Here is a 12,537-nt window from a genome sequence, read left to right on the forward strand (position 1 = left end):
GTCACTGGATCCGGGGCTCCGGCTCCTCGTCCTCCTCGTCGGGCAGCTTCACATCGCTCACCGCGATGTTGACCTCGACGACTTCCAGGCCTGTCATGCGTTCCACCGCGGCCACGACGTTCTCCCGTACGGCCTTGGCCACATCGGCGATCGAGACGCCGTAGTCGACGACGATCTCCAGGTCGAGGGCGGTCTGCACCTCGCCGACCTCGGCCTTGACCCCGCGCGTCACGGACTTGGAGCCGCCGGGCACCCGGTCGCGCACGGCGCCGAAGGTGCGGCTCAGCCCGCTGCCCATGGCGTGCACACCGAGGACGTCACGGGCCGCGAGCCCCGCGATCTTCTCCACGACTCCGTCGGCGATGGTGGTCCGCCCCCGGGTCGCCGGGTCCCCGCCGCCGCGCTTGGTGGTCTTGCGCAGCTGCGGCTCCGCCTCGGTGCTCTGTGTCATGTCGGTCATCGCCGTCACCCCTTTCCGTGGTCCTCCTTCGACCACCGTAAGTGCGCTGGCGGGATCTCGCGCCGGAGATGCGGCAGGCTGGAGGAATGACGGCGGAGCAGTGGGCGCGGACGGTGCGGCATCAGCTCGGGCTGGGCAGACTGCTGCCCCTGGGCGGGCCGCGCGACGGAGCGTGGATCTCCGAGGAGGCGGCTACGGCGGTGCTGCGGGCCGCCGTCGAAGGGCTGCGGGACGTACGGCTGGGCGGGGTACGCATCGGCCTCGCCGATCCGGCGGACGCGCGCGAACCCACCGTACCGCCACCGCCGAGCGCGCTGCCGCCGGGCCCGCTGCGGCTCACGGCGGAGTTCGAGGCCACGCTGACGCAACCGGTGCCGGTGACGGCGGAGCGGCTGCGCTCGGCGCTGGCCCGGACGGCGGCCGGGTCGCTGGGGCTGGAGGTCGGCGCGGTGGATCTGCGGGTGACGGGGCTGCTCGACGAGGAGTCCCCTCGGGAAGGGCAGCCCGAGGAGCCCCGGCCGGTGGAGCCGGCCGCGGCCGGCTCCGGCGACGAGGGCCGGGCAGGTGAGGCCGCGCTGGCGGTGTCCGGGGTGACGGGGCTGACCGGCCTGCTGGGACGGCCCGTGCAGATCACCGAGCGGGCGTCCGAGGGGGCACTGCCGCGCCGCCATGTGCGGGTCGAACTGGCGGTGGACCGCCGGGCCCTGGACGTGGCCCGGGCGGTCCGCGCACGGGTGGAGCAGGCGTTGCCGGATCACCCGACGGTGGCCGTACTGGTGACAGCCGTGCTGGGCTAGGAGCGCCGGCGGATCAGGCGGGCGGCGCGGGTCCGGCACGGCGGTCTGCGGCGCACCACCGGACCCGGCTCATCTGTGCCGATCAGCACCGCGCCGTGCAGCCGGCCCGATTCGCCGACAGGCTCTAGTCCCCGACTCCCGCCAGGTCCCGCAGGCGGCGGGTCTGGGCTGCTCGTTCGGCGGTGCGCTGGTCGTCGTAGGTGCGGTCCTGGGCGCCGCGGAGCAGTGCCTTGGTCTCGATGACCGCGTCGCGGGGGGCGGACAGGAGTGCGGCCGCCAGGTCGTGCACCGCGCCGTCGAGCTGGTCGAGGGGTACGGCGATGTTCGCCAGGCCGGTGTTCACCGCTTCCTCGGCCGTGACGAAGCGCCCGGTGGCGCAGATCTCCAGCGCCCGGGCGTAGCCGACGAGGCCCACCAGGGGGTGGGTGCCGGTGAGGTCGGGGACCAGGCCCAGGCTGGTCTCGCGCATGGCGAACTGCACGTCGTCGGCGACGACGCGCAGGTCACAGGCGAGGGCCAGCTGGAAGCCCGCCCCGATGGCGTGCCCCTGGACGGCGGCGATGGACACGACGTCACTGCGCCGCCACCAGGTGAAGCCCTCCTGGAACCCGGCGATGGCAGCGTCGAGTTCGGCGTCACCGCTGCGGGCGAGCTCGATGAACGACGGCTCGCCCTCGATCCCCTCGGGCGTGAACATCTGCCGGTCGAGCCCGGCGGAGAAGGACTTGCCCTCGCCACGCAGGACGACGACCCGGACGGAGCCCGGCAGCAGCCGACCGGCCTCGGCAAGGGCACGCCACAGAGCGGGGCTCTGCGCGTTGCGCTTGGCGGGGTTGGTCAGCGTCACCGTGGCGAGGGTGTCCTCGACGGTGAGCCGTACGCCGTCCCTGTCGAGCAGGGGAACGAGTTCCTGGCCGTCCTGGCTGGACAGGGCCATATGGCGCCTCCGATGCGTGCGGTCATCTCAGTGCCGTGGCACGGCACAGCTAAGTGACTGCACAGTAACCACCCGGTCGATCGGTCAATCGACCGGGTGGCCACCATCGAAGCCGATGGGCCGCCCGGTTCAGGACGATGCGGCCTTCTTGCCCCGCGTCGCTCCGCCACGCCCACGAAGCGTGACGCCCGATTCGCTGAGCATCCGGTGCACGAAGCCATACGAGCGGCCGGTTTCCTCGGCCAGCGCCCGAATGCTCGCACCGGAGTCGTACTTCTTCTTCAGGTCTGCCGCGAGCTTGTCGCGCGCGGCGCCGGTCACCCGGCTGCCCTTCTTCAGAGTCTCGGCCACCCGTGCCTCCTCATGGGAAGTGCGCTCTGGTCTCCTCATGATCACCCCTCCGGGCGTTCATGGCCACCCATTCGGCAAGGTCCGTGAGACAGGGTTTTGACGACAGGAGCGAGTCCCCACATGCGGAATCTGTGATTCCACCCAGGCATGTTCGTACCGCCGAACGGGTTCTTTTGTGAAGTGCCAGGTCAGGGACGCGCAGCGGGCGATCCCCTGTCGATGAAGAACTCGGCCGTGAAATGGATGTAGGACACACTTCGGTACGAGGAGATCTCACACAGATGATGGATCACCGGTAAGCCGAATGATCCATACGCCGTGGATCACGCTTTCGATCAAGCGGCGGTGACCCTCAGACGGCGCCGACTCTCAGGCGAGGGCGACGAGATCCGCGTAGTCCGCGCCCCACAGGTCCTCGACGCCGTCCGGCAGCAGGATGATCCGCTCCGGCTGGAGCGCCTCCACGGCACCCTCGTCATGGGTGACCAGGACGACCGCGCCCTTGTAGGTGCGCAGCGCGCCGAGGATCTCCTCGCGGCTGGCCGGGTCGAGGTTGTTGGTGGGCTCGTCGAGCAGCAGGACGTTGGCCGAGGAGACGACCAGGGTGGCCAGCGCCAGCCGGGTCTTCTCACCGCCGGAGAGCACCCCGGCCGGCTTGTCGACGTCGTCGCCGGAGAACAGGAAGGAACCGAGCGTCTTGCGCACCTCGACGAGGTCGAGGTCGGGGGCCGCCGAGCGCATGTTCTCCAGGACCGTGCGCTCCGGGTCGAGCGTCTCGTGCTCCTGGGCGTAGTAGCCGAGCTTGAGGCCGTGGCCGGGCACGACCGCACCGGTGTCCGGCTGCTCCGCCCCGGCGAGCAGGCGCAGCAGGGTGGTCTTGCCCGCGCCGTTGAGGCCGAGGATGACCACGCGCGAGCCCTTGTCGATGGCCAGGTCGACGTCGGTGAAGATCTCCAGCGAGCCGTACGACTTCGACAGGCCCTCCGCCATCAGCGGGGTCTTGCCGCAGGGCGCGGGCTCGGGGAAGCGCAGCTTGGCGACCTTGTCCTGCTGGCGCACCGCCTCGAGGCCGGACAGGAGCTTGTCGGCGCGCTTGGCCATGTTCTGCGCGGCGACCGTCTTGGTGGCCTTGGCGCGCATCTTGTCGGCCTGCGAGTGCAGGGCGGCGGCCTTCTTCTCGGCGTTCTGCCGCTCGCGCTTCCTGCGCTTCTCGTCGGCCTCGCGCTGCTGCTGGTAGAGCTTCCAGCCCATGTTGTAGACGTCGATCTGGGCGCGGTTGGCGTCCAGGTAGAACACCTTGTTGACGACCGTCTCGACCAGGTCGACGTCGTGGGAGATCACGATGAAGCCGCCGCGGTAGGTCTTCAGGTAGTCCCGCAGCCAGATGATCGAGTCGGCGTCGAGGTGGTTGGTCGGCTCGTCGAGGAGCAGGGTGTCGGCGTCGGAGAAGAGGATCCGGGCCAGTTCGATACGGCGGCGCTGACCACCGGAGAGGGTGTGCAGGGGCTGCCCCAGCACCCGGTCGGGGAGATTGAGCGCGGCGGCGATGGTGGCGGCCTCGGCCTCGGCGGAGTACCCACCCTTGGTGAGGAACTCCGTCTCCTGGCGCTCGTACTGCCTGAGGGCCTTCTCGCGGGTGGCGCCCTGGCCGTTCGCGATCCGCTGTTCGTTGTCCCGCATCTTCTTCAGCAGGACGTCCAGGCCGCGCGCGGAGAGGATGCGGTCACGGGCGAGCACGTCGAGGTCGCCGGTACGGGGGTCCTGGGGGAGGTAGCCGACCTCGCCGGAGCGGGTGATCTGGCCGGCGGCGGGGATGCCCTCGCCGGCGAGGCACTTGGTGAGGGTCGTCTTCCCCGCGCCGTTGCGGCCGACCAGGCCGATGCGGTCGCCCTTGGCGACACGGAAGGTGGCGGACTCGATGAGGACTCGGGCGCCGGCGCGCAGCTCGATACCGGTGGCGGAGATCACGGACAGACTCCAGGGCGTGTGTATGACGGTTGTGGGCGGCTGAGGACGTTCCCGCCGTCTAATGCGCGAGGAGAATGGCCATGGGCCAAGTCTAACGGGGCCGTGCAAGCACTTTTTCTGCGTTCGGGTGTTCGGTTGGTCTCGCTCCGGGTAACCGGTCGGTCCCGTCGCCGTCCCCCGTTCGGGTGAGTGGCCGAGGTCGGCGCGGGGCCGCGGGGCGAGGATGCCCTGCGGGGGCCGGTGCGCGCAGAGGGCGGTTTCCGCATGCAGTTCGACGACGACGCCAGCTTGGACACCTCGGAGGTGCAGGACGAGCGCGGCAGCCTCGTCCCGGGCGGGAAGGCGACCATCGGCGGTGGCATCGGCGGCCTGATCGTCCTGCTCCTCGGGCTCTTCCTCGGCGTCGGCCCGGACCAGCTCGGCCTCACCGACGGCGGCGGACAGCCTGCCCCCGCGGCCTCCGGGCTCGCGCAGGTCGAACAGGACTGCCGGACCGGCCAGGACGCGAACACCCGCGACGACTGCCGGATGGTCGCGGTGGTCAACAGCGTCCAGGACTACTGGGACCAGGAGTTCGCCCGGCGCGGCGCCTCCTACGAGCGCTCCCCCACGGTCTTCTTCAGCGAGCGGATCGACACGGCGTGCGGCTCGGCGACCTCGGCGGTCGGGCCGTTCTACTGCCCGGGCGACCGCAAGGTCTATCTGGACCTCGGGTTCTTCGGCGAGCTGCGCTCCAAGTTCGGGGCCACGGGCGGGCCGTTCGCGCAGGCGTACGTGGTGGCCCACGAGTACGGACACCACGTGCAGGACCTGACGGGCACGCTGAGCCGGTCGCAGGACGGGCGCACGGGCGCCGGCAGCAACGCGGTGCGGGTGGAGCTCCAGGCGGACTGCTACGCGGGCGTGTGGGCGCGGCACGCGACCACGACGAAGGACGAGTCGACGGGACGGCCGCTCATCACGAACCTGACGGACGCGGACATCACCGACGGCCTGGACGCGGCGGCGGCCGTGGGCGACGACCGGATCCAGGAGCGGTTCCAGGGGCGGGTGACCCCGGAGTCGTGGACGCACGGGTCGGCCGCGCAGCGGCAGACGTGGTTCCGGCAGGGCTACGAGTCGGGCGACATGGCCCGCTGCGACACCTTCCGCTGACCGTTCCGTCTCACCGCAGGGGCGTTTGCCCTGCTCGCGGGCCGTTGTCAGTGGTCGCTGCAAGACTGGTTCCCGGATCGCATTCACGGCTTTTGGTCACAAGGGAGTGATCGGCATGACGGGGACTGGCAGTGGAAGTCCGAGCATCTACCCGACGCTGCTGTACGCGGACGCCAAAGCGGCGATCAAGCAGCTGACGGAGGTCTTCGGGTTCACCGAACTGACGGTGTACGAGGGCGAGGACGGCGCGGTGCTGCACGCGGAGCTGGTGCAGGGCAACGGCGCCGTGATGCTCGGCTCCAAGGGCCGCGGCGGCCTCTTCGACGCGGCGATGAAGGAAGCGGGTCCCACCGGGGTGTACGTCGTGGTGGACGACGTCGACGCACACCACCGGCACGCGGTGGAGCACGGCGCGGAGATCCTGGTGCCCCCGACGGACCAGGACTACGGCTCCCGGGACTACATGGCCCGGGACGCCGAGGGCAACGTCTGGAGCTTCGGCACCTACGCGCCGGAGATACGCGCCTGACTCACCCTCCGGTGTGCACCTGGAAGGCGGCGCGGCGGACCGCCTTGGCGAGCGCCGGGTCCGGGTGGGCGGCGGCGAGGGCGACCAGGACCTGCACGGTGCGCGGATGGCCCACGGCCCGGACCTCGTCGAGCAGTTGGGGGACGGTCGGCTGGAGCGCCGACTCCAGGTGCCGCACCAGCATCGGGGCCTCGCCATGGTCCGCGACGGCGGCAGCCGTGTCGACCCACAGCCAGGTGGCCTCCTCCCGGGTGAGCACCTCGTGGGCGTCCTCCGGGTCGATGCCGTCGTGCTCGGCCAGCCACAGCAGGGCGTACGGCCGCAGGGTGGGCTCGTCGGCCACCGAGCGGACGTCGGGCTCGGCGGGGGCGCCGACGACCCGCAGCGCCTCGAAGGCGAGGCCGCGCAGCAGGGCGTCGTCGCCGCGGGCGGCGCCGAGCAGTTCGGTGACGGCGCTGCCGACGGGGCGGGCGGCGAGCCAGGCCCGGTACTCGGCGCGGGCCGCGTTGGGGCGCAGCTGGGCGCAGCCGCGGAGCATCTCCTCGGCGGCGACCTCGATGTTGCCGGCCGGGCTCTGCGCGGCCACGCAGATCTGCTCCAGCTTGACCCACACCGCCCAGCTGCCGAGCGGGGTGAGGGTGGCCTGACCGTCGCCGTAGGTCAGGGCGCCGACGGAGGCGAGGGCACGCAGGGCCCATTCGAGGAGGGGGGCGAGCGGGGCGTCCTGGGGCTCGGCCGTCTCGGGCTCCGGCGCGGGCTCCGGCTGGGGGCCGTAGGGGATCTCGCAGCGCTCGGTGCGCAGTTCGGTGACGCGCTGCTCCAGGAGGTCCAGGAGCTGCTCCACCGGGACCGGTCCGGCGGACAGCTGGAGGAAGGAGAGCACCTGGGGCATGGCCGAGACGACCTCGGCGACGGCGGCGGGCTCGCGGTCGGCGGGTTCCGGGGAGGCGAGCGACCAGGCGTCGAAGAGGGCGACCCAGCCGCGCAGTACGGCACTGTCGTCCCGGTCCCAGGCGCGCAGCCGCCAGCCCGGGCGGGCGCTGTCGCCATGCACCTCGACCAGGCCGGCGAGGCGGGCGGTGTCCCAGTCGGCGCGGATCTGAGCCGCGGTCAGTCCGAGGTCCGCGGCCGCGCGTTCGGCTGTCTCGTCGGAGAGCGTGCCCTTGCCGTCGCTCGCGCCGTCGCCGCCGGGGCGTAGCGCGTGGTCGGCCCAGTGGGCGAGGCGGGCCGCGTCGGCAAGACCGGAGCGCGCCATTCTGGCCAGTTCCGCGGGGGCCGGTGTGCCCTCCGGGGGGCGGGGCGCGGGGCGGCGTGGGCGCCGCTGGTTCACGGCTGTGGGGGCGGCGGCCAGGGGTCGCGGGCGGACGAGTCGAAGCCTGGAGTCGCGCGGGATACGGGACGTCACGGGTGCAGTCTTCCGGTTGACGGTCCGAAAACCCAAACGGAATGTCACGGCGGGCGACGGGGAGGGCCAACGCCGGGGCCGCGCGGAGGGGTATACGCCGAGATCAGGCCAGTGGTACGGGCTTAAACGGAACGTGTGGGACCGGGGGTGGGTCCAGGTGGGGGCGGGGGTGTGGGGGGCTCACATCAGCGGGGTGAGGAAGCGGCGCAGTGCTTCCTCGTAGGCGGTCGGGTCGGCGTTCCACATGGCCGCGTGGGGGGCCTGGTGGACCGTGTGGAGGCTGATCCGGTCGGGGTGGGTGGCGGCGAGACGGCGGGAGAGGTCCCAGGGGGCGATCGTGTCGTCCGGGCCGTGGAAGATCAGGGTGGGGGGCGGAGGCTCCGCCGGGCCCAGGGCGGCGGTCCGGTCCTCGCGGTCGGCCGGGACCGTGCGGTCGGCGTAGAGCCCGGCGTGCTCGCTGGGCAGGCCGGTGCGCCCCTGGGCCGCGCGTACCGCGAGCGGGAGGAGGACGCCGGGGGTGTGGCGGGCGGCGGCGAGGGCGCGCAGGGTGCGCTCCCAGCTGAGCACCGGGGAGTCCAGGACGAGTCCCTTGACGCGTGTGCGGTGCTCGGAGCGGGCGGCTGCGCGCAGGGCCATGGTGGCGCCGGTGGACCAGCCGTGCAGGACCAGTTGACGGGCGCCGTGGTCGACGGCGTAGCGCATGGCCGCGTCCAGGTCGTGCCACTCGGTCTCGCCGAAGTGGTGGAGGCCGTCGGGCGGGCGGGGGGCGCCGTCGTCGCCGCGGTAGGCGGGGGTGAGGACCGGGAAGCGGTGGTGGTGCAGGAACTCCAGCACGTTCAGGGCGTGTTCACGGGTCGGACCGAGGCCGTGGACCGCGATGACCCAGGTGTTCCTGCCGCCGGGCACGAACCAGGCGGGCAGGGGGCCGAGTTCGCCGGGGATGTCGACGTCGGCGTGGTCGAGGCCGAGGGCGGAGCGCGGGTCGCCGACGTGGGTGTTCGGGGTGAGCCAGACCTTGTCGCCGGATTTCAGGGTGCCGTGGGTGACGCGTTCCAGGCGGCGGACGACGGTGTCGGCGGAGTGGGGTTCCGCGGTGAGGACGGGGCCGATGACGGCGTGCGAGGAGTCGCCCTGGAGGCCGTAGGTGCCGGGGCGGAGGGCGGCGAGATCTCTGGTGAGGGTGATGCGGCCGGCCGCGGTGGAGTGCACGGTGAGGCGGGGTTCGCCGGGCAGCGGGCGGCCGGGCGGCGCCTTCAGTCCGGCGTCGCTGGCGATCCTGCCGGCGACGATGCCGGCGGCGCCGGCGGTGACGGCGGCGGCGAGAGCTGTGGTGACGGCGGCGGCCGTCGCTTTGACACTGCGCACGTTTTTCAGTGTCGCGGGGGGAGGGGGGTGGGGCCAGTGGGCGGGGGCGTTCGGTGTATGGGGCGGTTGTGTGCCTGCGGGGAGGGTTGTGTGTCGGCGGGCTGGGTGGGGGCGTGCGTCTTTGCGCAGTTCCCCGCGCCCCTGCGATGCCTGCGGCGGCCCGTTGCGGTCCGGTGGGGGCGGGCGCAGCGGCTGACGGTGACTGCGACTCCTCAGGGGCGCGGGGAACTGCGCGACCAGCCCCCACTCACCCGCACCCGCCCCACAACCGCACCCGGCACCCCCCTAGGCGCGCTGCCCGTACCCCCGCAACCTCTCCCCCGCCTCTGCCACCTGCTCCTCCGTCAGCAAGTGCGGGGTCAGACCCGGTACCGCTCGGGCTGTCAGCCACAGGTGGGACATCCATTCCAGCTGGGCCGTGCGGTCGTACGCCTGGGACAGGCTCCTGCCGTAGGCGATCGTGCCGTGGTTCTGGAGGAGGCAGGCGGAGCGGTCGGTGAGGGCTCGGAGCATGTTCTCGGCCAACTCGGCCGTGCCGTAGGTGGCGTAGGGAGCGACCCGGACGGGGCCGCCGAGCGCACCGGTCATGTAATGGATGGGCGGGAGCTCGGGGACGAGCGTGGAGACGGCCGTGGCGTGCACGGCGTGGGTGTGGACGATCGCGCGGGCGTCGGTGGCGCGGTAGACGGCGAGGTGCATGGGGAGTTCGCTGGTGGGGACCAGAGTGCCCAGGACCTGGTGGCCGTCCAGGTCGACGCCTGTCACGTCGTCCGGGGTGAGGCGGTCGTAGGGGACACCCGACGGGGTGACCAGGACCGTGTTCCCGACGCGTACCGAGACATTGCCGGAGGTGCCGACGACCAGGCTGTCGGAGACCGTCCGGCGGGCCGTGTCGACCAACTCGTCCCAGGCGTCCGCCTCGTCGTCCCGTACGTCCCGCGGTTCCCGCTGTTCCTCAGCCATGCCGTGATCCTGCCAGCCGGGGCGCCGGGCCGCCGTGGGGCCGGGGCACTGTAGGGCGGAAGCACGGCTTCCAAAAGGGCGCATTTCTGCATACGCGCCCCTCTCTCACGGCTTGGCCGGAGATCGTCCGCGATGAGGGGATCTTCCAGTAGCCTCTGGGCTTTGTCTGCACGACGCCATTCCGGGGGGACACATGGCCCGTGATCGCAAGCACGCCCGTCACCGAACCCGCGCCCTGGCCCTGTCCGTGGCCGCGCTCACCGTGGGAGGGGCGGCGCTCGCCGGGTCGCCCGCCTCGGCGGCGAGCCGGCCCAAGGGGCACGACGTCTCTTCGCACCAGAAGAACGTCGACTGGCAGCAGGCCAGGGCCAAGGGCGCCCGGTTCGTCTACGTCAAGGCGACCGAGTCCACGACCTACCGCAGTCCGCACTTCGCCCAGCAGTACAACGGCGCACGTGACGCCGGCATCGTCCGCGGGGCGTACCACTTCGCACTGCCGGACAAGTCGTCGGGCACGGCGCAGGCCGCCTACTTCGTGCGCAACGGGGGCGCCTGGACCGCGGACGGGTGGACACTGCCGCCCGCGCTCGACATCGAATACAACCCGTACGACAGGAAGCACAAGTGCTACGGCATCTCCAAGGCGAGGATGGTCGGCTGGATCAGGGCGTTCAGCGACGAGGTCGAGCGGCTCACCGGGCGCCGTCCGGTGATCTACACGACCGCCCACTGGTGGAACACCTGCACGGGCGGCAGCGGCGCCTTCGCCTCGGATCACGCGCTGTGGGTGGCCCGCTACAACGCGTCGGACGTGGGAGCGCTGCCCGGCGGATGGTCGTACTGGACGATCTGGCAGTACGACAACAGCGGGGCGCTGCCGGGTGACCAGAATCTCTTCAACGGGTCGGCGAGTCAGCTGAAGCGGTTCGCCAGAGGCTCGTAGCCCTGGGGCGCAAGGGTCGCACGGGGATCGCGGGGTCCGGCCGGGCAATCGCCTGAGATTCCGGTCACCGTGCGGCCCGCCTCAGTTCATCTTCCGTTCACTCAGGTTACCTACCTTCAACGAGCCAATGACCTCGAACGATTGCCTGGGTAAATGGAAAACTTCTCGCTGATCCTCGCGATTGTGGTCGTCACCGCACTCGCGTTCGATTTCACGAACGGTTTTCACGACACCGCCAACGCGATGGCCACCACCATCTCGACCGGTGCGCTCAAGCCCAAGGTCGCGGTGGCCATGTCCGCCGTGCTGAACCTTGTGGGCGCCTTCCTCTCCGTGGAGGTCGCCAACACGATCTCCAAGGGTCTCGTCGACGAGACCGGCATCCGTCCCGAGGTCATCTTCGCCGCGTTGGTCGGCGCGATCCTCTGGAACCTCCTGACCTGGCTGGTGGGCCTGCCCTCCAGTTCCTCGCACGCCCTCATGGGCGGTCTGATCGGTGCCACCATCGCCTCGGCGGGCTTCGGCGCCGTCCACGGCGACGCGCTCGTCACCAAGGTCCTGATCCCGGCGGTCGCGGCGCCGATCGTCGCGGGCATCGCCGCCATGCTGGCCACCCGGCTCTCCTACTCGCTGGGGAAGAAGGCCGACGGCAAGGCCGCCGCGAAGGGCTACCGCACCGGCCAGATCGCCTCGGCCGGACTGGTCTCGCTGGCCCACGGCACCAACGACGCGCAGAAGACGATGGGCATCATCACCCTCGCCCTGGTCGCCGGCGGTGCCGTCGCCCCCGACTCCGACCCGCCCACCTGGGTCATCCTCTCGGCGGGCCTCGCCATCGCGCTCGGCACCTACCTCGGCGGCTGGCGCATCATCCGCACCATGGGCAAGGGCCTGACCGACCTCCAGCCGCAGCAGGGCTTCGCCGCCCAGACCAGCGCGGCCACCGTCATCCTGGCCTCCTCGCACCTCGGCTTCTCCCTCTCCACCACGCACTCCGTCTCCGGTTCGGTGATGGGCGCGGGCCTCGGCCGCAAGGGCGGGGTGGTCCGCTGGTCCACCGCCACCCGGATGTTCGTGGCCTGGGGCCTCACCCTCCCGGCGGCGGCCCTGGTGGGCGCGCTGGCCGAGTCGGTCACCGACCTCGGTGACTGGGGTACGGCGGTCGTGGCGGTCTTCCTCGTCGCCTCCAGCGCGGCGATCTGGAAGATCTCGCGCCGCGAGGTCGTGGACGCGTCCAACGTCAACGAGACCGACGAGCCGGCCGGTGTGGTGACCACGGCGATCGCCGCCGTGACCCCGCCGCCCGCGGGCACGATCGCCGAGGACCTCACGGCCACGATCGCGTCCCCGCCCGCCACCACGGAACCGGCCGCGCCGCCGGCCGCCGTCTGAGCCCGCACCAGCTCCTAAGGAAGCCTCACCATGAAGATCGACTGGGAAGCCCTCGGCTCCGTCTTCGGCGTCAGCCTCGTCGTCACCGTGGGCCTCGTGGCCCTGTTCACCCTCGGCGTCATGGGCCTGTCCCGCCAGGAGCGGGCCACCGCCCAGGGCGGCTCGGCCGCTCTCGCGGTCACCGGCGCCTACGCCTGCTTCGCCGCGTGCGCGGCGGCGGTGGCGTACGGGATCTATCTGATCGTGGCCTGACGCCGGCCCCGTCACCCGAC

General features: G+C 71.9%; 13 protein-coding genes. 6 read left to right on the plus strand and 7 right to left on the minus strand.

The window, feature by feature from the left end; all coding sequences use genetic code 11:
• Position 1 precedes the first annotated feature (1 nt).
• Positions 2-460: an Asp23/Gls24 family envelope stress response protein gene (locus ACFULQ_RS38315; protein ID WP_383553306.1), complete on the minus strand. Its 459-nt coding sequence runs from the start codon at positions 458-460 to the stop codon at positions 2-4.
• A gap of 86 nt (positions 461-546) precedes the next feature.
• On the opposite strand from ACFULQ_RS38315, the gene ACFULQ_RS38320 reads away from it, so the two are divergent.
• On the plus strand, positions 547-1,257 hold the full coding sequence (locus ACFULQ_RS38320; RefSeq protein WP_383553309.1) for a nucleopolyhedrovirus P10 family protein: 711 nt from the start codon (positions 547-549) through the stop codon (positions 1,255-1,257).
• Positions 1,258-1,381: 124 nt separating this feature from the next.
• On the opposite strand, the gene ACFULQ_RS38325 is transcribed toward ACFULQ_RS38320, so the two are convergent.
• The 3 genes from ACFULQ_RS38325 to ACFULQ_RS38335 form a co-directional block, all read right to left on the minus strand.
• Positions 1,382-2,194, minus strand: a complete 813-nt coding sequence (locus tag ACFULQ_RS38325; protein ID WP_383553310.1) for an enoyl-CoA hydratase/isomerase family protein — start codon at positions 2,192-2,194, stop codon at positions 1,382-1,384.
• A gap of 129 nt (positions 2,195-2,323) precedes the next feature.
• Positions 2,324-2,545 carry a helix-turn-helix domain-containing protein gene (locus ACFULQ_RS38330; protein ID WP_004002281.1) on the minus strand — a complete coding sequence of 74 codons (222 nt, stop codon included), beginning with the start codon at positions 2,543-2,545 and terminating at the stop codon, positions 2,324-2,326.
• A gap of 369 nt (positions 2,546-2,914) precedes the next feature.
• Positions 2,915-4,513 carry an ABC-F family ATP-binding cassette domain-containing protein gene (locus tag ACFULQ_RS38335; protein WP_383553312.1) on the minus strand — a complete coding sequence of 533 codons (1,599 nt, stop codon included), beginning with the start codon at positions 4,511-4,513 and terminating at the stop codon, positions 2,915-2,917.
• Between the two features lie 264 nt (positions 4,514-4,777).
• Between ACFULQ_RS38335 and ACFULQ_RS38340 the strand changes: the two genes are divergently transcribed.
• Both ACFULQ_RS38340 and ACFULQ_RS38345 read left to right on the plus strand, forming a co-directional pair.
• Positions 4,778-5,668 carry a neutral zinc metallopeptidase gene (locus ACFULQ_RS38340; RefSeq protein WP_383553314.1) on the plus strand — a complete coding sequence of 297 codons (891 nt, stop codon included), beginning with the start codon at positions 4,778-4,780 and terminating at the stop codon, positions 5,666-5,668.
• Between the two features lie 115 nt (positions 5,669-5,783).
• Positions 5,784-6,197 carry a VOC family protein gene (locus ACFULQ_RS38345; RefSeq protein WP_383553316.1) on the plus strand — a complete coding sequence of 138 codons (414 nt, stop codon included), beginning with the start codon at positions 5,784-5,786 and terminating at the stop codon, positions 6,195-6,197.
• 1 nt (position 6,198) lies between these two features.
• Here ACFULQ_RS38345 and ACFULQ_RS38350 read toward each other — a convergent pair whose 3' ends face one another.
• From ACFULQ_RS38350 to ACFULQ_RS38360, 3 genes are all read right to left on the minus strand, one after another.
• Positions 6,199-7,602, minus strand: coding sequence for a hypothetical protein (locus ACFULQ_RS38350; protein ID WP_383553318.1), 1,404 nt, complete (start codon positions 7,600-7,602; stop codon positions 6,199-6,201).
• A 180-nt stretch (positions 7,603-7,782) separates the two neighbouring features.
• Positions 7,783-8,967, minus strand: coding sequence for an alpha/beta hydrolase (locus ACFULQ_RS38355; protein ID WP_383553321.1), 1,185 nt, complete (start codon positions 8,965-8,967; stop codon positions 7,783-7,785).
• A 285-nt stretch (positions 8,968-9,252) separates the two neighbouring features.
• Positions 9,253-9,930, minus strand: coding sequence for a class II aldolase/adducin family protein (locus tag ACFULQ_RS38360; RefSeq protein WP_383553324.1), 678 nt, complete (start codon positions 9,928-9,930; stop codon positions 9,253-9,255).
• Between the two features lie 193 nt (positions 9,931-10,123).
• Between ACFULQ_RS38360 and ACFULQ_RS38365 the strand changes: the two genes are divergently transcribed.
• The 3 genes from ACFULQ_RS38365 (at position 10,124) to ACFULQ_RS38375 (ending at position 12,517) form a co-directional block, all read left to right on the plus strand.
• Positions 10,124-10,873: a lysozyme gene (locus ACFULQ_RS38365; RefSeq protein ID WP_383553327.1), complete on the plus strand. Its 750-nt coding sequence runs from the start codon at positions 10,124-10,126 to the stop codon at positions 10,871-10,873.
• Between the two features lie 153 nt (positions 10,874-11,026).
• A complete protein-coding gene (locus tag ACFULQ_RS38370) occupies positions 11,027-12,265 on the plus strand; it encodes an anion permease (RefSeq protein ID WP_383553330.1) in 1,239 nt (412 codons plus the stop codon).
• 30 nt (positions 12,266-12,295) lie between these two features.
• Positions 12,296-12,517, plus strand: coding sequence for a hypothetical protein (locus ACFULQ_RS38375; RefSeq protein ID WP_383553333.1), 222 nt, complete (start codon positions 12,296-12,298; stop codon positions 12,515-12,517).
• The last annotated feature ends 20 nt before the right edge of the window (positions 12,518-12,537 follow it).

It is taken from the genome of Streptomyces sp. NPDC057253, from assembly GCF_042669125.1.
GTDB lineage: Bacteria > Actinomycetota > Actinomycetes > Streptomycetales > Streptomycetaceae > Streptomyces.